Consider the following 21,387-nt stretch of genomic DNA (forward strand, 5'->3'; position numbering starts at 1 on the left):
ACAGCTCACCACGGGCTCCTTGGTGAGAAGTGAAGCTGGGACTCCCTCCGGACGGTGGGACCCAGCTTTCGCGCTTTCTAGCGCACCCCGACGTGATGAATATGGACACACTCGGAAAGCGTGAGCAACCACCTCGGCTCTCCCAGCTGCGCGGCCGTCACCGCACCGGCCACCGCATCCGGCAACCAGAGCATGGGTTCCTGGATCGGCAGGGCAAAGTCAACCGACAGCCGCCCGGAGAGCAGTCCTGTGCGTCGAGCGCTGTCGACCAAGCTCCGATCGCGCCCGTCCAGCAACGCCGCACGCGACTCGAACCAGGCTTGGGTGACACCAAAGTCCTCCAACTCGTACAGGAGGCACTCCAGGCAGCATCGCCTGGCACGCTCCTGCTTCTTCCGGTGGACAGGCGTCCCCAGGGCAACGACCGCGGCCACGTCCAGTCCGGCAATCGCGTGAGCAATCAGATCACGCCGCTTCGCGGACTCACTCGTCCAGTGCAACCGGCGCAGCTTCCGCTCCCGCAACGATCGCAGGACGTCGCGAAGGTCGTCAGCCGCGGCCGGATCCGCGACCACCGACGCGAGGGTGTAGGCACCGGGATGTTGATTGCCTCCGACAATGATGGACTCGTCGATCCAGGCGGACAGGGCAGAAACAGGAGGGCGCGCAGCAGGCATCCGAGGATGATGCAAGGGTTCTCGCGGTACTGCGGGGAGCCACTCAGGGTGTGGGGCGGGGCAGCCGGGGGCAGATTGATTTCTGACGTATGCCCCAAAGCGCCTTGTGTGCAAGGCTTTTCACTAGCTCCCAGGGGCTCCTTGTGGAGAAGTGGAGCTGGGATTCCCTCCGGACGGTGGGCCCCAGCTTTCGCGTTGTTAGCTGGCTGGGGGGCGGATGATGTGTTGTTCTATGGCTCGGGCTACTGCGGCGGCTCGGGTTTCTACTTTTAGTTTGGTGTAGATGTGGGAGAGGTGGGACTTCACCGTTGCCTCGCTGACGAAGAGGCGTTTGGCTAGTTCTCGGTTGGACTGGCCGGTGGCTAGGAGGCCGAGGATTTCTACCTCGCGTTCGGTGAGGACCGGGCCCGGCGAGCCGGCTCGTTTTACTAGCCGGGCGGTGACTGCCGGGGCCAGGACTACCTCGCCGCGGGCGGTGCCTCGGATCGCGCGGAAGAGGTCTTCCGGCGGCGCGTCCTTCAGCAGGTAGCCGGAGGCGCCGGCGTCGATTGCGCTCAGGATGTCTGCCTCGGTGTCGTAGGTGGTGAGCACCAGCACCTGCGGCGGCTCCGGCAGCGCGCGCAGTCGCGCCGTGACCTCGACGCCGCCGGGTCCGCGACCGAGGTTCAGGTCCATCAGTACGACGTCCGGCCGCACCGCCGCGACGAGTTGCTCGGCGCTGTGCGCGTCGGACGCTTCGCCCACCACCGTCAGGTCGTCCTGCCCGTCGACCAGCGCCCGCATCCCGGCCCGAACCACCGGATGGTCATCGACCAACGCCACCCGGATCACGATCGGTCCAACGGAACGGAAGCAGCCAGCGCAGTACCTTCGCCCGGCTCGCTCTCCAGCACCAACGTGCCACCGAGTTCCTGAAGCCGGCTGCGGATCCCAGCCAACCCTCGCCCACGATCTGGGCCAGTCGAGCGCGGGTGCTCGGGCAGACCGCGCCCGTCGTCTCGGACGTCGAGCGTGACAGCGTCCGGCTGATAGGTCAGCGTGACCACGGCCGTAGTCGCGGCCGCATGCTCAAGCACGTTCGCCAGAGCTCCACGCGCAGTACGCAGCAGAGCCGTCTCGATCTCCGGCCCGAGGCGTACCGGCGTTCCGTGGACCTGCACGCGGACCTCCACTTCGCTATGCGTGGCGAGCCGTTCGCAAGTCTGCCGGAGCGCGGCGGGCAACGCTGGATCACCCGGTTCCGTGGCGAGTTCCGCCGGTGCCAGGTCGCGGACCACCCGGCGTACCTCGTCCAGGCCGTCGCGGGCGGTCGCCGCCGCCTGGGCCGCGTGCTCGCGGGCCGCCGCAGGCCTGCTCTCCCACTCACTGTCGGACGCCTGCAGCAGCAGGTTGATACTCGTCAGCCCCTGGGCGACGCTGTCATGGATCTCCCGCGACAGCCGTGCCCGCTCAGCCAGTACGCCGGCCCGGTGCTGCGCGTCTGCCAGGTCACCCTGCGCCGCGCGCAACTCGTCCAGCAGCGACTGCCGTGCGAGCGCATCCCGCTCCAGCACCCTGTACGCGCCCACCGCGAGCACCGCAATGCACACCGGCCCGAGCACGATCGTCGGGTCCAGCCGGTCCGACATCCGGGTCCACGTGACCACAGTGGTCACCACCATGGCGGCAACCACCGCACAGGCCGCCCGGAACGGCAGCACGCGGAGCGCCACGAAGGACAGCGGTACTGCGCACCAGGCGAACGAGGGAGCCAGCAGTACCAGCGCGAACCAGCCAGCAACGAGCAGGGCGAGCCACACCCAGCCTGGCAGCACCCGGCGCGCGGCGTACGTCACCAGCAGGAGCGTTGCCCCGGCGAGCACCCAGGGAGCCTGGTCGCCGAAGCCGTGCCCGGACAGGTACCGCACAGCGGACGCCGCCACGAGTACGACGAACGTCGCGTGCGAGGCGGTCGCCAGCCCGTCGGCACGGCCCAGGATCCCGGCGGCCCAAGCGGGGGTGATCGGCCGCGACTGTGAGGTGGTCATCTCGAGCCGATGGTAAGCCTGCCGGCGCGCGAACCGAATCATCCGATCGGCTACTTCATCGTCCCCGAACGCCGGTCGTGTGCGGAGCGTCCGCCGAGCACGCTTGACCTTGTCGACCGTTCAAGCACCCTTGATGCGAGGTATTCATGTCTGTTCGCTCCCTGTCCGCGACCCTGGCGCTGTCCGCCGTACTGCTCGGCGCCGGGATGCCGGCCGCGTCCGCCCGGACCGCCGACTACGAACTGCCCGGCGACCCGGTGGTGAACGGTGCCGGCGGATCGAAGTACGAGGGAATCGGGTACGACGGGCGCACGCAGCGGTTCTACGTGTCGGAGACGACGGGTGGCGAGATCCACCGCGGGTCGGTGCGAGCCAGTGCCGCCACCGAGTGGCTGGCCGGTGACGGTACCGATGGCCGGTGGACCGCGCGCGGCGTCACCGTCGACGCGCACGGGCGTGTGTATGTCGCGGGCGGACCGAACGGCATCGACCACCCGGGGGCGCCTGACCTGTGGGTGTACGACCGGTCGGGCCGGTTGCTGGCCGCGCTTCGGACCGGCGTACCGAACGCGTTCCTGAACGACATCGCGATCGGTCCGGACGGCGCGGCGTACTTCACCAACTCGAACGCGCCGCAGGTGTTCCGGGTCGCCGAACGCGACGGTCGCTGGACGGTCCGCACCTGGGCCGACGCGACCGGGACGATCCCGACGCAGACCGGCTTCAACCTCGGCGGCATCGTGGTCTCCGCAGACCGCCGCGCGCTGGTCGTTGCGCAGGGCAACGTCGGCAAGCTGTGGCGGTTCGACTTGCGGAGTGGGGCGGCCTCGCCGGTCAGCACCGGCGGCGCCGACCTGGTGAACGCCGACGGGCTGGTGCGAGGTGGCGACCTCTTGTGGGTCGTGCGCAACTTCTCCCGCGTCCTGACCACGCTGCGCCTGACCCCCGACGGCAGCACAGCCACGCTGGTGGCCGCGACACCCACCGACCCCACCCGCGTATTCACCACCGCGAAGCTGGCCCAGGGCCGGCTGCTCCTGGTAGACAGCAAATTCGACGAGCCCGTCGGCCTCCCGCCGTACCAGGTAGTCGCCCTAACCCCACCAGCCCGATGACCCGTACTGCGACCGCCGTGGCTGCCGTCATCCTGGTGGCGCTGGCGGGAGTAGCCTGCACACCCCAGCAGGCCACCCAGCCCTCCGCAACCGCCTCAACCCCAACGACGCCACCACCCTCCAACCCACCCGGCCCCACCGACCCGGCCAACCCGACCGGCGGGACCGACACGACCAGTCCAATCGGCCCCACCGGCTCGACGGGCTCGACCGGTGGGCCGATGGCCGCGCCGACGGCGGGGCTGACCACACCGACTGCGAGGAGTTCGACCGTGCCGACTGCTGACGGCCTCGACCGGCAGTTGATCGCTGCCGCCTGGAAGAACGACGTACCGGCGGCTCGTCGGCTGATCGCGGCCGGGGCTGACGTCAACGCGGTCGACGACACGGTCCAGAGCACCTTTCTGATCGCCGCGAGCGAGGGCTACCTCGACCTGCTCGAGCTGACCCTGCAGCACGGCGCCGACGTCCGCAGTCTCGACAGCTACCGCGGAACCGCTCTGATTCGCGCCGCGGAGCGCGGCCACGCCAGCGTGGTCGGCCGGTTGCTGCGCGCCGGTACTGCGGTGGACCACGTCAACCGCCTCGGCTGGACCGCGCTGCACGAAGCCGTCCTGCTCGGTGACGGCAGCCCGCGGTACGTCGACACCGTGCGCCTCCTGGTCGCCGCCGGAGCAGACCGCCACCGCTCCGCCGAGCGGGATGGAACCACGCCACTGCAGGGCGCCAAAACTCGCAGCCAGACGGCCGTGGTCGCCACCTTGACCACGGAGCCGCCGAGCCGTGCAAACGCTCCGACGGCTCTGCTGTCAGCAGCCGAGGCGGGCGACGCCGACCGGGTCGCGGCAGCTCTCGCAGCGGGAGCGCGGCTGGAACACAAGGACAGCCAAGGCCGAACCGCACTGCTGCTGGCGTCGCTGCACGACCGGGTCGCCGCGGCGCGCCTGCTGGTAGGACTGGGCGCGGACCCCGACGCGCAGGACGAGCGGCAAGATTCTGCCTGGCTGGTGACCGGCGTGACCGGGAGCGTGGCGATGCTCGAGACGCTGCTGCCCGCGAAACCCGACCTCAAGCTGCGCAACCGCTACGGCGGCATCTCGGTGATCCCGGCGAGCGAACGGGGACACGTCGACTACGTCCGCCGTGTGGTGAAGACGGGTATCGACGTGAACCACGTCAACAACCTCGGCTGGACCGCGCTCCTGGAGGCAGTGATCCTCGGCAAGGGCACCGAACCGTGGCAAGAGATAGTCCGCATCCTCCTCGCCGCCGGCGCCAACCCTTCCCTACCGGACCGAGACGGCGTCACCCCCCTCCGCCACGCAACCAACCACGGCCACCACCAAATAGCCACCATCCTCCGCACAGCCGGAGCCCGCTGACGCAGCGCGCTCAACCGCAGTACCTGGGTGCGAGCCGCGAGGGTCACTTCATGGACACAGCATCCAGCCAGTGTCGGGCCGTCCAGATCCGAGAGCAGACTGCTTGCCGGACCCCACCCCAGGACGCCTTCCGCGCAACGCTTTTCAGCGTTTTACGGGTTAGCTATCAAGGAGGCGGGTGAGTGTTTCTGGGTCTCGGGCTATGGCTGTGGTGCCGTCGTCGGTGGTGAGGATGGGGCGCTGGATGAGGATCGGGTTGGTGACCATGGCCGCGATCCAGTCGGCGCGGTGGGCGTTGTCCTTGGGGAGGGACTTGAGGGCGGCGGCCGCGGGCTCGCCCATGCGGACGATGTGCCAGGGGTCGAGGTTGAGGCGGGTCAGGACTGCTTCGAGTTCCTCGGCTGTGGGTGGGTCGTCCAGATAGCGGCGGACGGTGTAAGTGACGCCCGCCTCGTCGAGGGCTGCGGTGGCGGCTCGGCACTTGGAGCAGGCCGGATTGATCCAGATCTCCATCAGCGCGGCCCCTGGAACCAGCGTTTGGTGGGCTCTTGCAGCATCAGGTACAACAGCGTGCCGTGGAGTGCCAGGCCGAGGATCGAGGCGGGCAGAGCGGTGATGCCGCCGGCGATGCCCAGCGCGGCCACCACAATCAGCAGCGTGCGGGCCCAGCGGCGGCGTTTGCGGAGGAAGATCGCCGGGAGGATGTAGGCGACGCTGGTGATGAGGATGACCGCGACAACCATTCCCTTGGCGGACGGATCGCCGGTGAGCACGTCGGCGATCTCAGAGCCGGCCGAGGTGAGGGTGAACAGGCCGAGCAGTACGCAGAGGGCGCCGAGAGCCAGTGAGATCGTCGAGGCGATCTTCACCTGCTGAGGTGCGGCGGCGGGGCCGGGCAGCGAGGAGTACGGGTTCTGCCCGAAGGCGCCGCCGTACGGGCCGGGCTGTCCGCCGTACGGCGTCTGCTGTGGTGGCGGTTGCTGGCCGGACGAGCCATAGGCGCCCTGATACGGCCCCGGCCGCTCGTCGCCGGACCCGCCGCCGTACTGGTCGCTCATCTCCTCCACAGTTCCTTCCACAGTCGCTACCCCGATCCTCCCAGACCACAACAAAACACCCACGCACTGCTCGGTGGCCGTGCGTGGTGGCGCGCCCGGAGGGGGTGGGCCCGGCGCCGGAATGGAGAGCATCCGGCGCCGGGCGCGGGGTTAGGCGGGTGTGACGTCTAGGGCGTCTTTGGCTTCGTTTAGGTGGACTTGGACTGTGTCGCCGTCTCGGATGGTGCCGGAGAGGAGGCCTCGGGCTAGTTCGTCGCCGATGGCTGACTGGACCAGGCGGCGGAGGGGGCGGGCACCGTAGACCGGGTCGTAGCCGGTCAGGGCCAGCCACTCCATCGCATCCTCGCCGACGTCGAGGGTGATTCGGCGGTCGCCCAGGCGCTTCTGCAGGGCGGTGATCTGGAGGCCGACGATCTTGGTCAGCTCCTCGCTGCCGAGTGCGTCGAACAGCACGATCTCGTCCAGCCGGTTGATGAACTCCGGCTTGAACGCCTGCCGCACCACGCTCATCACCTGGTCGCGCTTGGCGACGTCGTCGATCGACATGTCCGCCAGGTACGCCGAGCCCAGGTTGCTGGTCAGCACCAGGATGACGTTGCGGAAGTCGACCGTCCGGCCCTGCCCGTCCGTCAGCCGGCCGTCGTCGAGCACCTGCAGCAGGATGTCGAAGACCTCGGGATGCGCCTTCTCCACCTCGTCCAGCAGGATCACCGAGTAGGGCCGGCGGCGGACCGCCTCGGTCAGCTGACCGCCTTCCTCGTAACCGACGTAGCCAGGTGGCGCGCCGACCAGCCGCGAGACGCTGTGCTTCTCCCCGTACTCCGACATGTCGATCCGCACCATCGCGCGTTCGTCGTCGAACAGGAAGTCGGCCAGCGCCTTGGCCAGCTCGGTCTTACCCACACCCGTCGGACCCAGGAACAAGAACGAACCAGTCGGCCGATCCGGGTCGGAGATGCCCGCGCGGGCCCGCCGCACAGCGTCACTCACGGCCTTGACCGCCTCGCGCTGCCCGATCAGCCGGCGACCCAGCTCGTCCTCCATCCGGAGCAGCTTGCCGGTCTCGCCCTCGAGCAGGCGGCCGGTCGGGATGCCGGTCCACATCGCGATCACCTCGGCGATCTCGGTCGGCCCGACCTCCTCGTTGACCATCGCGTCCGGCGCCTCCGAAGCGACCGGCTCGGCGGCCGCGGCCTCGAGCTCCTTGGTCAGCTCGGGAATCTCGCCGTACAGGATCCTGGCCGCGGTCTCCAGGTCGCCGTCGCGCTGGGCACGCTCGGCCTGGCCGCGGAGTTCGTCGATCCGCTCCTTGACCTCACCGACCCGGTTCAGGCCGGACTTCTCCTTCTCCCAGCGGGCTTCGAGGGCGCGCAGCTCCTCCTCGCGATCCGCGAGGTCGGAGCGCAGCCGGACCAACCGGTCCTGCGACGACGCGTCCTCCTCGCGGGACAGCGCGAGCTCCTCCATCTTCAACCGGTCGACCGTCCGCCGGAGCGAGTCGATCTCGACCGGCGAGGAGTCGATCTCCATCCGCAGCCGGGAGGCGGCCTCGTCGACCAGGTCGATCGCCTTGTCGGGCAGCTGCCGGCCGCTGATGTAGCGGTTGGACAGCGTCGCGGCCGCGACCAGCGCGCTGTCGGAGATGGCGACCTTGTGGTGCGCCTCGTACCGCTCCTTCAGACCGCGCAGGATCGCGATCGTGTCCTCGACCGACGGCTCGCCGACGAACACCTGCTGGAACCGCCGCTCCAGCGCCGGATCCTTCTCGATGCGCGTCCGGTACTCGTCCAGGGTCGTCGCGCCGATCATCCGCAGCTCACCACGGGCCAGCATCGGCTTGAGCATGTTGCCGGCGTCCATCGCGCCCTCACCGGAGGCACCCGCGCCGACGACCGTGTGCAGCTCGTCGATGAAGGTGATGATCTGGCCGTCCGACTCCTTGATCTCGGTCAGCACGGCCTTCAGCCGCTCCTCGAACTCACCCCGGTACTTCGCGCCGGCGACCATCGCGCCGAGGTCGAGGCTGATCAGCCGGCGGCCGCGCAGGGACTCCGGGACGTCACCGGCCACGATCCGCTGGGCCAGCCCTTCGACGACGGCGGTCTTGCCGACGCCGGGCTCACCGATCAGGACCGGGTTGTTCTTGGTCCGCCGGGACAGCACCTGGACGACGCGACGGATCTCGGAGTCCCGGCCGATCACCGGGTCGAGCTTGCCGTCGCGGGCCCGCTCGGTCAGGTCGACGCCGTACTTCTCCAGCGTCTTGGTCGTTCCCTCGGCCTCGGGCGACGTGATCCGCCGGTTTCCCCGCATCGAGTCGAACGCCTGCAGCAGAGCGTCCGCGGTCACCCCCAGCGCGGTCTGCGCGACGCCTTCGACGGTGGCCAGCGAGATCAGCAGGTGCTCGGTGGAGACGAACTCGTCCCCCAGCCCCAGCGCCCGCTGCTCAGCCTGGTTCAGCACGTCACTCGTCCGCTGCGACAGGCTGGGCGCCTGCACGCTGCCACCGCTCGCCTTGGGCAACCGGGACAGTTGCTCCGCCGTCCGGCGGCGTACCGCGTCGAGGTCACCGCCGGCGGCCTCCAGGAGACCGATGGTGGTCCCCTCCGGCTGCGCGAGCAGTGCCGACAACAGGTGAATCGGTTCCACGGTCGGGTTGCCCGCCGCGGAGGTCTGACGGATCGCGACCGACAGGGTTTCCCGGGCCAGCGTCGTCAACCGCTGAACATCCATCTGGTTCCAGCCTCTCAAGCTCAATGACAAGTCCTACTACTAACAACTTATCCAGACTTGAGTCCATTCCACTCAACTCTGTCGAAACCTGGGGATAACTCAGGGATTCCCCGAGTCGGCGATGACAGTGAGCAACCAACGGCTACGGACTGTGCCAGAACCCGCCGACATTTCCGGCTCCTTCGAAAAGCCGAACCTTCGGCCCCCTGGATCGCGTCTCCTGCACACACGCCCTTGTGCCCACTTGGAGGACCTCCTTGCCCAGCCATCGCTGGATCCCGCCCTTGCTGGCGACCGCGCTAGCCCTCTCCCTGACCCCACCCCCCGCCCACGCCGCCCCTCCCGCCCGCACCAGCTCCACCACCGCGGCCAAACCAACGACGAGCCGGCTCACCCTGATCACCGGCGACCGAGTCCGGATCACCACCCACCCCGGCCGCCCCGACCAGGTCAGCTTCGAGCCAGTTCCGGGCAGCCGCTCCGACTCGGCCATCACCAGCTACTCCGGCGGCCACACGTACGTCGTACCGTCCGCCGCCTCGGCCGATGTCGCCTCCGGTCGGCTCGACCGCACCCTCTTCGACGTCACCACCCTGATCGCCGAGGGCCGCGACGACGCGACCAGCAAGACCCTGCCGGTCATCATCCGGTACTCCGGAACCGCCGCCGGCGCACTCGCCAAGGCGAAGCAGACCCCAGTCCCCGGCGCGACCAAGACCCGCGTGCTCAGCAGTCTCGGAGCCAAGTCCGCCGCCCTCACCAAGACACCCGACTTCTGGCGCTCACTGACGCCCGGCAACACGGCTCGAGTCACCAGCACCGTCCAGCGCATCTCCCTGGATCGCAAGGTCACAGTGCAACTCGACCAGAGCGTGCCCCAGATCGGTGCGCCGGCCGCCTGGCAGCGCGGCCTGACCGGCAAGGGCGTGAAGGTCGCCGTCCTCGACACCGGGATCGACCCGATGCACCCCGACGTCAAGGGCCGGATCGCGGCGGCCGAGAACTTCACCGCCACCGAAGACGCTGTCGACCACAACGGTCACGGCACCCACGTCGCCAGCATCACGGCAGGCACCGGCGCGGCGTCGGGCGGCAAGTACAAAGGCGTCGCCCCCGAAGCGACCCTGCTGAACGGCAAGGTCCTCGACGACGACGGCAGCGGCGAGTTCTCCGGCATCATCGCCGGCATGGAGTGGGCCGCGGCCCAGGGCGCCTCGGTCATCAACATGAGCCTCGGCGGCGGACCCAGCGACGGCACCGACGACCTCTCGCAGGCCGTCAACCGGATCAGCCGCTCCACCGGCACCCTCTTTGTCATTGCTGCAGGCAACTGTTTCGCCACCGGCCCGTTCATGGTCAGCTCACCCGCCGCGGCCGACGACGCCCTGGCCGTCGGCAACCTGCAGCGGGACGGATCGCTCAACCGGTCCTCCTGCCGCGGCCCGCGCAAGGGCGACGGCGCCCTCAAGCCGGAGATCTCCGCGCCGGGCACCGACATCGTCGCCGCCCGCGCCGCCGGAACCAGCCGGGGCGAACCGGTCGACGACAACTACACAACCCTCAGCGGCACCTCGATGGCGAGCCCTCATGTCGCCGGTACCGCTGCCCTGGTCGCCCAAGCCAACCCAGACTGGAAGGCCGCTCAACTCAAGGCCCGGCTGATCTCCACAGCTGACCCGCAACAAGGCAGCCGGGTCGACGAACAAGGCGCAGGACGCGTCGACGCCGACCAGGCCACGGACCAGAGCGTCACGGTCGACACCGGCGAACTGGAGCTCGGCATCCTCCGTTGGCCCTACCCGGCAACGGACCCGGTCAGCCGCGAACTGACCTACCACAACCCCACCAGTACGCCGGTCACGCTCAGCCTCGCCACCACGATGGAGCCGGCCCCGAAGCTCAGCGCGAGCCAACTCGTAGTACCGGCTGGTGGTGAGGCGAAGGTCACTGTCACGGCTGATCGTGCCGCCGCCGGCCAAGGCATCTTCTCCGGCCGGATCACCGCGACCGCGGCCGGCTCCGACCCGATCGTCACCACCATCGGCTGGTACGCCGAGGCCGAGCTGTACGAGCTGACCATCAACGGCATCCAGCACGACGGCAGTCCCGCCACCGCCGATGTGATCATCAGCCGCCTCGACGGCGAGCCGCTCGACCTCGGCCCGTTCGGCCTGCCGATGCGGAACGGTAAGGCGTCCCTTCGCGTTCCACCGGGCAAGTACGAGGCGACCACCATTCTGTTCGGCGCGACGACCGACTCCACGCCCCAACGGTTCGATCTGGTCACCAGCCCGGAGACGGCGGTGACCAAGGACGCCACGATCACGCTCGACGGCCGGAAGACCGCAGTGGTCGAGACCACGGTCGAGGGCCGTCCCGATCTGAGGCCGCGTTCGGTCGGTATCTCCTACCTGCGCACCGGTTCCGACGGCTTGCTGGCCGGCGGCAGCGGCATCTCGCTCAGCGGCGCACCCCGCACGCTCGCGGCCAGCCCGACCGCGAAGGCGACCATCGGCACCAGCGAGTTCTCCACCGGCGGCCGGCTGGAAGTTCCGCCGTACCAGGCGTCGGTTGTCGGCGGCCAGCCGATCGACGCGGCGGACTTCGTCTTCGGACCGAGGTTCACCGGCACGAAAACCCTGCAGCTGTACGACGCGGGCGCGGCGAACCCGGGTGAGCTCGACGGAGTCCGGGGCAAGCTCGCCCTGATTCGCTACACCAACGAAGATCCCAGGTACAACGGACAACTGGTGAAGCTGGCCGAGGACGCCGGCGCGGCCGCCGCGCTGCTCTACAACCCGGATGTCCCCGGCAACAACGGCGTCTTCTCCTACTGGGCGTACGGCGAACCGCCGGAGGCCAAGATCCCGGCTTTCCGTACTTCGCGCAAGCACGCGCTGGCCATGATCGAGCAACTGAAGACCGGCCCGGTCTCGGTCAAGCTGACCGGTACCACCTCGACTCCGGTCGTCTACGACTACACACAACCGTGGGCGAACCACATTCCGGCCGGCGTACGCCTCGTCCTCGAGCCCGCCCAGTTGGCCCGCGTGGACGACATCATCGGCGCTCACACCGAGGGCACCCAGGTCTCCGAGACACGAACCTCCACCACCCCGATGGGAAGCTACTTCGGCACCTGGCTCCCGCCGGTGCTGCCCACACCACTACGCCGTACTTCGTACGTGCTGGCCAACGGCATGCAGTGGCACAGCTCTCTCATCCTGGACAACGGCGGCTTCACCGCCAACACGCTCACGCCCCAGAAGACCTATCGGGCGGGCGCCCGGACCACCGAGCGCTGGATCGCACCGGTGGAGAACAGCGGCCTGCCGGCCACCCCGACCCAGGCCGCCTTCGTCAGTCAGGACGCGGGCAGTCTCGTGGTCATGCTCAGCCCGTTCCGGCGAGGTCCGGCCGAGTTCGCCGACCCCTTCTCGGGAGTGGGCGAGTTCGCCCTTTCGGTCGAGCGCGACGGGCAGGAGATCGCCTCGGCGAGCGACCCCGCGGTGTTCGTGGAAACGCCCGCCGACGCCGCGCAGTACCGGGTGATTCTGGACGCGAAGCGGGAGAACACGTTCTGGAAGTACTCGACCCAGGTGAAGTCGGTCTGGTCGTTCAAGTCCAGCGGTGACGCCCAAGAGGTGATGCCGTTGGTGCTGGCCGATCTCGACGTACCGCAGGCCGACGACCTCAACCAGGTGAAGACCGGGCAGCCGACGGTCATCACCTTCGGGCTGCGTCATCAGGCAGGCTCGAGCACCAAGGCCAAGTTCACCTCGGCGAAGCTGGAGCTGTCGTACGACGGGACGCACTGGACCGCACTGCCCTTGGCGAAGGTTGCTGACGGCAAATACATCACGGCGGTGACGCACCCGGCGAGCCAGGCGGGCAACGCACCGTCGCTCCGGCTGACCGCGACCGACGAGGCGGGCGGCAAGCTCGAACAGCAAGTGAGCAAGGCCTACGGGCTGAAGTGAGCAAAGGGGGTGGAGCCCTGCAAAGCTCCACCCCCTCCCACTCAGGACTGGTAGGCGCCGGCGTCCCAACGGGTCACGCCGGCAAGAGACTTGCCGGCGAGGTCGTAGGCGAACCCGGCGTTCTCACCGCGCCCGATGGCCGGGCTGCCGGCCTTCGGCCGCAGGTCTGTGGCGCTGGTGAAGAGCGGGTCGGCCTTCACCGAGTTCGGGCCGAGCGTGAACTGGTACTGACTGCCCGAGTAGACGCCGCGATCCTCGTCGGCGCTGTCGGCGGGATCACCACTGTCGAAGGCATCCTCGTAGCCGACCTTCTTGCCGACCTTGATGATGTTGCTGCGAAGCTTGAGGATGTCCGCGCCACAACCCGCATCGCAACTGAAGCCGTCGCCGTTCGGCAGGTAGACCGAGTTGTTCACCGCGACAGTTCCGCGGACCGGGCCGATGTTGCTGCCGGCACCCCGGGTGACGAGGAATCCGGCCAGCGCCTTGGTCGAAGTGACGCTGTTGTAGGCGAACACGTTGCCGTCGGCTGTCTTGCCCGTGCCGTTGCGGCCGAGTTCAGTGAAGGTCTCGTTGTCCGAGGTCGTGTTGTACTCGATCCGGTTCCGGTTGCCGTTGAAGATCTCGACCGCGGCACCGTCGAAGCCGTAGTCGTAGCTGAAGGCGTAGTGGCCGCTGATCACATTCCGGCTGATCACGTTGTCGTTGCCGTGCACCAGGAATCCGAAGGCACCGGAGTCGTCGTCGGGGTTCACCTCCTTCGGCGTCAGCTTGCTCATCTTGTTGTTGTTCGTGATCGTGCTCCAGCGGATCGTGTTGCGGTCCGAGCCGTCGACGATCGACACCCCGGTGACGTTCGCGTCGGCCTGGATGGTGTCCATCACGATGTGGTCGCCGAACAACTCGAAACCGGCCCAATTGCAGTTGCTGGCGCGCAGGTCGCCGATGAACCAGTGCGAGCCGGTGACCTCGACGCAGTTCGTGACCGGCCCGCCGACGACCGGCAGGTTGCCGCTGCCGTAGGCCTCGACCACGATCGGGTTGCCCTCGTCGCCGGAGCGCGACAGTTTGAGCGTGCCGGTCCAGGAACCGCCGCGTTTGAAGCTGATCCGGTTGCCCGGATCGAAGGGGAAGCTGTTCACCTTGGCCAGACTGCGCCAGGCGGTCGCACTGCTGAGGCCGTCGGCGGCATCGTTGCCGGCGGACGAGTCGACGTAGTAGGTGGTGACGGCGGCCGTCGTGGCGTGCGCGGCTGCCGGTGCTGTCAGGAGGGCGGCGGACAGGACGAGTACAGGTACTGCGGCTAGCTTCGTCATGCGTTCCTCGTTCTCACGGGGCGCTGGCTGCAGCGGCGTCGCAGTTATCCTTCCGGTAGATCGCCCCGTCCGTCAACGGTTGACATCACCGCTGGCCCGCGGTCACCAGCCCTGCGTCGTACGCCAGAATCACCGCCTGGACCCGGTCGCGCAGTCCGGTCTTGGCGAGCATCCGGCTGACATGCGTCTTCACCGTGTGGTCGGTGAGGTGCAGCTCGGCCGCGATCTCCGCGTTGGAGTTGCCCTTGGCCACCAGCACGAGCACCTCCCGTTCGCGCGCGGTCAGTACGTCGAGCTGGGCAGCCACCGCCGGGTCGAGCCGGCTGTCGGCGAACCGGTCGATCAGCCGCCGCGTCACCGGTGGTGCGAGCAACGCGTCGCCCGCCGCGATCACCCGGACCGCGTTGATCAGCTCGTCCCGCGACGACCGCTTCAGCAGGAAGCCACTAGCACCGGCCCGCAACGCGTCGTACACGTACTCGTCGAGATCAAAGGTGGTCAGGATCAGGACCCGTGGCGCGTTCGGCCCGGCGGCCAGTCTCCGGGTCGCCTCGATCCCGTCCATCACCGGCATCCGCACGTCCATCAGGACCACCGCGAGATCGAGTACCGCGGCCGCCTGCCGGATCGCGTCCGCACCGTCGACGGCCTGCGCCACCACCTCGATGTCCGGCTGCCCGTCCAGGATCATCGCGATCCCGTCCCGGACCAGGTCCTGGTCGTCGACCACCATCACCTTGATCGGACCGGCCGGCACAATTGACTCGCTCACCGGACCCCCTCGCCGGTGACGCCCGCCGGAGTACCGACGGGAATGCGCGCGGAGATCGTCGTACCCTCACCGGGCGCCGTCTTGATCTCGAACCCGCCGGAGTGGATCCGCACCCGTTCGCGCATCCCGGCCAGCCCGTGCCGGCCGGCACTGCGCGCCGCGTCGAGATCGAACCCCTCGCCGTCGTCCGTCACCTGCACCACGATCCCCGCTTCGTCGACCTTCACCAGCACCGTCACTCTCGTCGCCTTGGCATGCCGCGCCACATTCGTCAACGCCTCCTGCACCACCCGGTACGCCGTGAGCTGGTGCCCGGCCGGCGGACGGCCGGGATCACCCTGCAGCTCCAGCTCGACCGTCAGCCGATCGTGGGACACGACCTCCACCAGTTGCCGCAACTCGGCGAGCCCAGGCTGGGGCGTCAACTGGGGATCCGGAACCCCGTCTGCATCTCGCAGGGCCGACAGCAACCGGTCCAGCTCGCCGAGCGCGCGCCGGCCGGCATCCCCGATCCGCTGGAACCCGTCGAGCACCTCGCGATCGCCGCGGAGCAGCAGATCCGGCCCGGTCTCGGCCTGGATCACCATCAGGTTCACCGCGTGCGCGACGATGTCGTGCAGATCGCGCGCGACGTGTGACCGCTCGGTCAGGACCGCCTTCGCGGCGTCCTGCTCCGCGGCCAGCTGCTCCAGCGCGGCTTCCCGGGCAGCAGTCTTGCGATAGCGCGAGTAGACCCGGACGAGAACGCCGACACAGACGGGTAGAGCCAGGATCAGCGACAGCGTCGCCGGCCACTGCCGGTCCACGACATGTTCGTAGGCAATGTTGTGGAAGCCATCGCTCAACGGCTGGTCTGCCAGCGCCGGGAAGAGCCAGATCATCTGCTTGTACCGCGCCAGCTCGGCCAGCACCGGCAGCGCGACCAGCGGAATGGATGCCACCGGCAACGAAACTCGCAGCGGCCGGTGCACCGCGAGACTGTAGAGCGCGATCGAGAACGCCGCGAGCACACTCCAGCTGGTCGAGGTCTGCCAATACGTCACCAGCGAAGCGAGGGCAAGCACCCCCACCACGACGGACGGCAGGCGCCGGCGCAGTACGAGGACGAGACCCGTGCAGGCGATCGCGTACGGCATCCAGTCCGGCGCGGTCCACCAGTTGCCCCAGTACCGGTCACGCCAGAGCTCCAGGAGGACCGCCTGGGTGGCGGTGAAGGCCAGCAGCACGTTGAGCGCCCGGGCATGCTCACGAGCAACCAGGAAGCGGGGCAGCTCGTCCAGTCGCCACCACTTGTCCCGACGTGCTCTCGGCTGCCGCTGCTGCAGCGAGACAGCGATGGCAACCAGGCCGACCAGCACCAGCGCCAGCGACTGCCACCACGGCCAGCCCCCGAGCAGCAGTCGCTCGAACCGGTTCTCAGTGATCCCGCGGAGCACTACGTCAAAGACCTGCCGCCGGATCTCCTGATCGACGTAGAGCTTTTGCAGTAGGGCATTCCACCCCGTGTTTGTCAGCAGTGGCGGAGCCGCCACTGCTGCGAGAGTCGCCAAGACAGTGACCGGATGGCAGCGCTTCGGCAACGCCCACACCGCAAGTGCGGCACCGGCGAGGAGCACCCAGTTGGTCGGTCCGAGCAGGAGCGACAAGTAGGCGCCGGTGACCAGACCGAGTGCGGCCAGCACCGGAGTGACCCGGCGGAAGGCGATCAGGGCCGGCGCGAGCGCCACCGCGGCAACCATGACGACCGGAGCATTCGGCCACCCGGCCGGCTGGAAGTAGATCCAGACCTGGGTGATGGCCAAGCCGATGATGGCCAGCACCACGTCCGTCGTCCGGCTCGCGAGGATCTTGCGGAGCAGGGCAGTCATGCCTTGGCCTTCGCTTCGGAGTACGGGAGGAGGGCTGCGATCGTCGTACCGGTTCCTGGGTGGGACGTGATGGTGAGGGTGCCGTCGTGGACGCGGACACGTTCGCGCATACCGGTGAGGCCGTGTCTGCCGTCGGGTGGGCTGTCGGGGTCGAAGCCCTGGCCGTTGTCGGTGATGCGTACGCCGAGGCCGTCGGGGGTGACGTCGATCAGCACGCGGACCACGTCGGCACGGGCGTGCTTCACCACATTCGTCAACGCCTCCTGCACCAGCCGGTACGCCGTGAGCTGCATCCCGTCGGGGATTTGCTCGAGGTCGCCGGTCATCTCCAGCGAGACTGGCAGGCCCTGGTCGGACAGGCCTTCCGTCAAGGCCCGCAGGTCTTCCAGCCCTGGTTGCGGGGTGAGCGACGGATCGGGTACGCCGTGCGCGTCGCGGAGAGCCGACAGCATCCGGTCCAGCTCCCCCAGCGCCTTTCGCCCGGCATCACCGATCCGCTGAAACCCTTGCAGTACGTCCTGTTCGTCCCGCTGGACCAGGTCGGGCCCGGTCTCGGCCTGGATCACGATGAGGTTCACGTGGTGGGCGACCACGTCGTGCAGGTCCCGCGCGATCTGTGACCGGCCTTCGAGCAGCACCTGGACCTGCTCACGTTCCTGGTTCTGCTTGACCAGTTCCGCCTCGCGGGCCGCCGCCAGCCGGTTCTCCCGCGCCAGCCGGACCAGCAGGCCCACCGACCAGGCTGCCAGCATGAGGGCCGACAACCAGACCGGCCAGGATCGCCCGACCAGCGCATCTTGCCGCAAGCCGCCCAGCTCGGTCCAGCCATTGGTCATCAGCAGCCGCGCGACCGGTTTGCCCTGGATGGCCCAGCTGAGCACCGGGAGTGCCACCAGACCTCCCGCCGCCACTAGAACCGACTGCAGCCACGGACGCCACACAGCGAGCGAGTAGAGCGCAACGGCGAGAGCCGGCGTCAGCACCCAGTGGGTCTGCGTCAGCGGGTACACCAGGAGCCCGGCGAGACCCAACGCCATCGCCGGGATCTCTGGGATCGCCCGACGTACGGTGAGCGACGCCGGTGCGGCGCAGGCGAGCAGCACCACCCAGCCCTTGACTCCTTCCCAGTCGCCTGCCCGCTGGTTGGAGAGGTCATAGACCATCGCGGCGACGAAGGCAGCGGCCAGGGCGCCGTCCAGCCACAGCTGGTTGGCAGGGTTGGTGACGAAGTCCTTGACCGGCCGCAGGATCGCCGGACGGGCAGGAAGGCGCTTCCAGACCAGGCCGAGCAACCAGGACCCGATCAGCAGCGGGTAGAGCCAGTCCGAGGAGGACCAGGCGAGTGGATCCTCGTAGAACGGAAGCCGGTTCTGGGAATAGCCCAGGAACCACCACTCCGGCCCTTCGATCCCCGGCAGCAGTCCGGCCAGGTGGGAGAGCCGCGTCCAGTTGACCAAGGCAACGGTTGGCGGCGTGAGGAGAGCCAGTGCGGCCACCACACCGGCGTACAGGGGTGGGCGGTCGACGGCCAGCAGGAACAGGGCGATCGCCAGGCAGGCGATCAGGATCCAGGAACGCTCGACGACCGGATAGGCCAGGACGCACGCCAGCGCGAGCGCGGGGGCCGGCAGGAGAGGCCAGCGGCGGTGGACCGCCAGTGTCGCCGGGGCAAGGCCGACGAGGAGAACCACCCAGCGGTCTGCGCTCCACCACTGATCGTTGCCGCCGACCACGAACAGGTCGATGGCACAAAGGAGAGTGGCGAGCAGACCGAGAGCACCGTCCACCAGCTGGGGCTTGTCGCCGAGGCGACGCAGGCCGGCGCTCGGGGCAGTGCTCTGTCCGCTCACCTGCTCATTCTGCGACTCCGGAGGGGTCCCAGCCGTCACTCTTTGGAGTGACACCTGGGCGTGGCGGGTCATCCATTGCGCTGACCGAGGCTGGCTCGTCCTGGCGATGTGCCGGGCCGGGCCGGGCGGCGAGGGTCGAAACCATGACCATCAGCCCTGTCCGAGCCGCCTCAGAAAGCTGGCTCTCAACCACCAGGATCACCCGTCGCCCGGTGCTGCTTCTGGCCGCCGCGGCCGCGCTCTTCCTGGCCTTCTGCGTATGGAACTGGCCGCCGAACTCCTTGCAGTACGACCTGCGCGTGTACGTCGTGGCCGCGCGGGCCTTCCTGCACGGCGAGGACATCTACACCGCCCACCTGGCGTTCCCGGACGACATGGCGCTCGGGTTCACCTACCCGCCGTTCGCGGCGCTGGTGTTCGCCCCGATCGCACTGCTCGGTACCGGGGCTGGTCGCGTGGTGATGTCCCTGGTGTCGGGGAGCTGTCTGCTGATCATCGGGTTGGTGACTGTGCGTGCCATCCGGCCCAGCTGGTCCTGGCAGCGGACGGCGGCCGTCGGGCTGGCCGTAGGCATGGCGGGGATCGCCCTGGAGCCGGTGCGGTCGTCCTTCGACCTCGGCCAGATCAACCTCGTCCTGCTGGCTCTCCTGCTGGTCGACCTGCTAGGTCACCTGCCGTACCGGTTCCGCGGAGTACTGGTCGGAGTGGCCACCGGGATCAAGCTGACGCCGGGCATCTTCATCATCTACCTGCTGGTGACCCGCCGGTTCCGTGAGGCGGCCGTCGCCTCGGCCGCGACAGCCGGGACGATGGTGGCCGGTGCTGTCGCGATGCCGGACGCTTCCAAGCAGTTCTGGGGTCACTACATCTTCGATCCCAGCCGGCCCGGCGCCACCCACTTCATCAGCAACCAGGCTTGGCGTGGGGTGTTCGCTCGGCTGGCGGGCGGCATCGACGGGATCGCGCCCGTGTGGCTGCTGGCAGTCGCCCTGACCTGCGCTGTCGGCTTCCTGGGAGCGCGCCGGGCGCACGACAGCGGCTACCGACTCGAGTCGATCATCCTGGCGGCTCTGACCGGCGTACTCGTCTCGCCGATCTCCTGGACCGGCCACTGGGTCTGGGCAGTGCCCATCTGCGTCCTGCTCTGGTTCCGCGTCGTCGAGGCCGCCGGTCACCGGCGACGGGTGCTGGCCGGGCTGGCGACGCTCTGGACGGTTACTACCGCCTTCGGGTTGCCCTGGCACTCGCCCTACCTGGGCGACAAGGAGTACACGCACCGCGGGTTCGACCTGTTCCTCGGCAACTCGTACGCCGTCTGCGCAGTCGTCTCCCTGTTCCTGGCGGCCTATGCGTTCCGCCGACGGGTGCGCCGATGACCCGGCGGTTCGTAGTACCGGTTGCTGCCCTGCTGGCCCTGACGCCTTTCCTGTACGTCGTTTACGCGGGCTCGCTGGACCTCAAGGTCTACCGCACCGGCGGCTACGCGTGGCTGCACGGGATCAGCCTGTACTCCGAACACTTCGCCGACCTGGTCCCCGGCATCCGGTTGCCGTTCACCTATCCCCCGCTGGCCGCGATCCTGTTCGTCGGTCTGGACGTACTGCCGCTCACAATCGCCGAGCTGTTCATGAATCTGGCCAGCGTCACCGCGCTGACAGCAACGGCTCTCGTCGTTGCGTGGCGCCTCTTCGGCTGGAACCAACGTGCTCTGCTCGCCGGGCTGGTGGTATCGGCCGGAGCGATGGTGCTCGAGCCGGTGCGATCCACGATCGGCTTCGGCCAGGTGAACCTGATCCTGATGGGGCTAGTCGCCTTGGACTGCCTGCTGCCGAAGACCCGCTGGCCGCGCGGGCTCCTGCTGGGCCTGGCGATCGCGATCAAGCTGACCCCGGCCGTCTTCATCCCGTATTTCCTGGTACGCCGGCAGTTCCGCCCGGCCCTGGTCGCGTTCGCGTCCTTCGCCGGGTTCAGCCTGGCCGCGTGGGCGCTCGCGCCCGCCGACTCGGCGAAGTACTGGTTCGGGGTGTTGTTCGACCCGGGACGGATCGGTGGGGCGACCTATGCGTTCAACCAGTGCTACCAGGCGGTCCTGCATCGGGTGATGACGGACGGGCCGGGCCGATCCCTGCTGTGGCTCGCGTTGGTCGCGGCGACCGGCGTACTGGCTGCAGTAGCGGCTCGCCGGGCGCGGGCGGAGGGAGATGACGTCCGCGCGCTGCTGGCGATCGCGGTTTGGGGTCTGCTCGCGTCACCGGTCAGCTGGTCGCATCACTGGGTGTGGGTTCTTCCCGCGACGCTCTACCTGTGGAAGCGGAGCAGATGGATGCTGTTGGCAACCATCCCGTTCGTGGTCGGGCCGCACACACTCCTCGACCCCGAAGGCCGTCACTGGTCGTTGCCCGAACACCTGATCGGCTCAAGCTATGTGCTGCTGGGACTGGTCTTCCTGATGGTCGCTACGCGAAGAGGCCCCCGGACCGGGCCTGGATACCAACAGGCCGGCCGGGGGCTCGGTGCCGGAGGCGCCTCGGGGGTAGCTGCCTCCGGGCCGGAGACTCCGAGGGGGTGAGAGTCTCCGGGGAAAGCCGGAAGTCGCTTGGGGAACGACT

General features: G+C 68.7%; 15 protein-coding genes. 5 read left to right on the top strand and 10 right to left on the bottom strand.

The annotated features are described in order from the left end of the window. Positions 1-77 precede the first annotated feature (77 nt). The 3 genes from AB0F51_RS37520 to AB0F51_RS37530 all read right to left on the bottom strand — a co-directional run bounded on the left by AB0F51_RS37520 (position 78) and on the right by AB0F51_RS37530 (position 2,704). On the bottom strand, positions 78-677 hold the full coding sequence (locus AB0F51_RS37520) for a hypothetical protein (protein ID WP_360288217.1): 600 nt from the start codon (positions 675-677) through the stop codon (positions 78-80). Positions 678-875: 198 nt separating this feature from the next. After that, positions 876-1,508, bottom strand: coding sequence for a response regulator transcription factor (locus tag AB0F51_RS37525; RefSeq protein WP_360288218.1), 633 nt, complete (start codon positions 1,506-1,508; stop codon positions 876-878). Next, a complete protein-coding gene (locus AB0F51_RS37530) occupies positions 1,505-2,704 on the bottom strand; it encodes a sensor histidine kinase (RefSeq protein ID WP_360288220.1) in 1,200 nt (399 codons plus the stop codon). The genes AB0F51_RS37525 and AB0F51_RS37530 overlap by 4 nt, the downstream gene beginning before the upstream one ends. A 146-nt stretch (positions 2,705-2,850) precedes the next feature. Here AB0F51_RS37530 and AB0F51_RS37535 point away from each other — a divergent pair, with 146 nt between their 5' ends. Both AB0F51_RS37535 and AB0F51_RS37540 read left to right on the top strand, forming a co-directional pair. Further along, positions 2,851-3,819: a gluconolaconase gene (locus tag AB0F51_RS37535; RefSeq protein ID WP_360288222.1), complete on the top strand. Its 969-nt coding sequence runs from the start codon at positions 2,851-2,853 to the stop codon at positions 3,817-3,819. Then, positions 3,816-5,201: an ankyrin repeat domain-containing protein gene (locus AB0F51_RS37540; RefSeq protein WP_360288224.1), complete on the top strand. Its 1,386-nt coding sequence runs from the start codon at positions 3,816-3,818 to the stop codon at positions 5,199-5,201. The genes AB0F51_RS37535 and AB0F51_RS37540 overlap by 4 nt, the downstream gene beginning before the upstream one ends. A 159-nt stretch (positions 5,202-5,360) precedes the next feature. Here AB0F51_RS37540 and AB0F51_RS37545 read toward each other — a convergent pair whose 3' ends face one another. The 3 genes from AB0F51_RS37545 to clpB all read right to left on the bottom strand — a co-directional run bounded on the left by AB0F51_RS37545 (position 5,361) and on the right by clpB (position 8,992). Further along, positions 5,361-5,714 (bottom strand): ArsC/Spx/MgsR family protein, encoded by a 354-nt coding sequence (locus tag AB0F51_RS37545; RefSeq protein ID WP_360288226.1) that lies wholly within the window; start codon positions 5,712-5,714, stop codon positions 5,361-5,363. Next, entirely contained in the window at positions 5,714-6,259 is a 546-nt protein-coding gene (locus AB0F51_RS37550; RefSeq protein ID WP_360288228.1) for a hypothetical protein, read from the bottom strand. Before AB0F51_RS37550 ends, AB0F51_RS37545 begins: the two co-directional genes overlap by 1 nt. 150 nt (positions 6,260-6,409) lie before the next feature. Continuing rightward, positions 6,410-8,992 carry an ATP-dependent chaperone ClpB gene (gene clpB, locus AB0F51_RS37555; protein WP_360288230.1) on the bottom strand — a complete coding sequence of 861 codons (2,583 nt, stop codon included), beginning with the start codon at positions 8,990-8,992 and terminating at the stop codon, positions 6,410-6,412. 257 nt (positions 8,993-9,249) lie between these two features. On the opposite strand from clpB, the gene AB0F51_RS37560 reads away from it, so the two are divergent. After that, positions 9,250-12,972: a S8 family peptidase gene (locus AB0F51_RS37560; protein WP_360288232.1), complete on the top strand. Its 3,723-nt coding sequence runs from the start codon at positions 9,250-9,252 to the stop codon at positions 12,970-12,972. A 41-nt stretch (positions 12,973-13,013) separates the two neighbouring features. Here AB0F51_RS37560 and AB0F51_RS37565 read toward each other — a convergent pair whose 3' ends face one another. From AB0F51_RS37565 to AB0F51_RS37580, 4 genes are all read right to left on the bottom strand, one after another. Next, positions 13,014-14,288: a hypothetical protein gene (locus AB0F51_RS37565; RefSeq protein ID WP_360288234.1), complete on the bottom strand. Its 1,275-nt coding sequence runs from the start codon at positions 14,286-14,288 to the stop codon at positions 13,014-13,016. A gap of 85 nt (positions 14,289-14,373) precedes the next feature. Then, entirely contained in the window at positions 14,374-15,060 is a 687-nt protein-coding gene (locus tag AB0F51_RS37570) for a response regulator transcription factor (protein ID WP_360288236.1), read from the bottom strand. Further along, the gene (locus AB0F51_RS37575) at positions 15,057-16,928 is read right to left on the bottom strand and encodes a sensor histidine kinase (protein ID WP_360288238.1); all 1,872 of its coding nucleotides are present in this window, start codon (positions 16,926-16,928) and stop codon (positions 15,057-15,059) included. The genes AB0F51_RS37570 and AB0F51_RS37575 overlap by 4 nt, the downstream gene beginning before the upstream one ends. Then, positions 16,925-18,778, bottom strand: coding sequence for a sensor histidine kinase (locus AB0F51_RS37580; protein WP_360288240.1), 1,854 nt, complete (start codon positions 18,776-18,778; stop codon positions 16,925-16,927). The genes AB0F51_RS37575 and AB0F51_RS37580 overlap by 4 nt, the downstream gene beginning before the upstream one ends. 143 nt (positions 18,779-18,921) lie before the next feature. Here AB0F51_RS37580 and AB0F51_RS37585 point away from each other — a divergent pair, with 143 nt between their 5' ends. Further along, entirely contained in the window at positions 18,922-20,154 is a 1,233-nt protein-coding gene (locus AB0F51_RS37585) for a glycosyltransferase 87 family protein (protein WP_360288242.1), read from the top strand. Then, positions 20,151-21,347, top strand: coding sequence for a glycosyltransferase 87 family protein (locus AB0F51_RS37590; RefSeq protein ID WP_360288244.1), 1,197 nt, complete (start codon positions 20,151-20,153; stop codon positions 21,345-21,347). The genes AB0F51_RS37585 and AB0F51_RS37590 overlap by 4 nt, the downstream gene beginning before the upstream one ends. Positions 21,348-21,387 lie beyond the last annotated feature (40 nt).

The organism is Kribbella sp. NPDC023855 (assembly GCF_040639475.1).
GTDB lineage: Bacteria > Actinomycetota > Actinomycetes > Propionibacteriales > Kribbellaceae > Kribbella.

What these genes read in the sequence shown, in the direction of transcription:
- AB0F51_RS37520 (WP_360288217.1), bottom strand. Translation starts at nt 677, where the DNA reads ATGCCTGCTGCGCGCCCTCCTGTTTCTGCCCTGTCCGCCTGGATCGAC.
- AB0F51_RS37530 (WP_360288220.1), bottom strand. Translation starts at nt 2,704, where the DNA reads ATGACCACCTCACAGTCGCGGCCGATCACCCCCGCTTGGGCCGCCGGG.
- AB0F51_RS37535 (WP_360288222.1), top strand. Translation starts at nt 2,851, where the DNA reads ATGTCTGTTCGCTCCCTGTCCGCGACCCTGGCGCTGTCCGCCGTACTG.
- AB0F51_RS37540 (WP_360288224.1), top strand. Translation starts at nt 3,816, where the DNA reads ATGACCCGTACTGCGACCGCCGTGGCTGCCGTCATCCTGGTGGCGCTG.
- AB0F51_RS37545 (WP_360288226.1), bottom strand. Translation starts at nt 5,714, where the DNA reads ATGGAGATCTGGATCAATCCGGCCTGCTCCAAGTGCCGAGCCGCCACC.
- AB0F51_RS37550 (WP_360288228.1), bottom strand. Translation starts at nt 6,259, where the DNA reads ATGAGCGACCAGTACGGCGGCGGGTCCGGCGACGAGCGGCCGGGGCCG.
- clpB (WP_360288230.1), bottom strand. Translation starts at nt 8,992, where the DNA reads ATGGATGTTCAGCGGTTGACGACGCTGGCCCGGGAAACCCTGTCGGTC.
- AB0F51_RS37565 (WP_360288234.1), bottom strand. Translation starts at nt 14,288, where the DNA reads ATGACGAAGCTAGCCGCAGTACCTGTACTCGTCCTGTCCGCCGCCCTC.
- AB0F51_RS37575 (WP_360288238.1), bottom strand. Translation starts at nt 16,928, where the DNA reads ATGACTGCCCTGCTCCGCAAGATCCTCGCGAGCCGGACGACGGACGTG.
- AB0F51_RS37585 (WP_360288242.1), top strand. Translation starts at nt 18,922, where the DNA reads ATGACCATCAGCCCTGTCCGAGCCGCCTCAGAAAGCTGGCTCTCAACC.
- AB0F51_RS37590 (WP_360288244.1), top strand. Translation starts at nt 20,151, where the DNA reads ATGACCCGGCGGTTCGTAGTACCGGTTGCTGCCCTGCTGGCCCTGACG.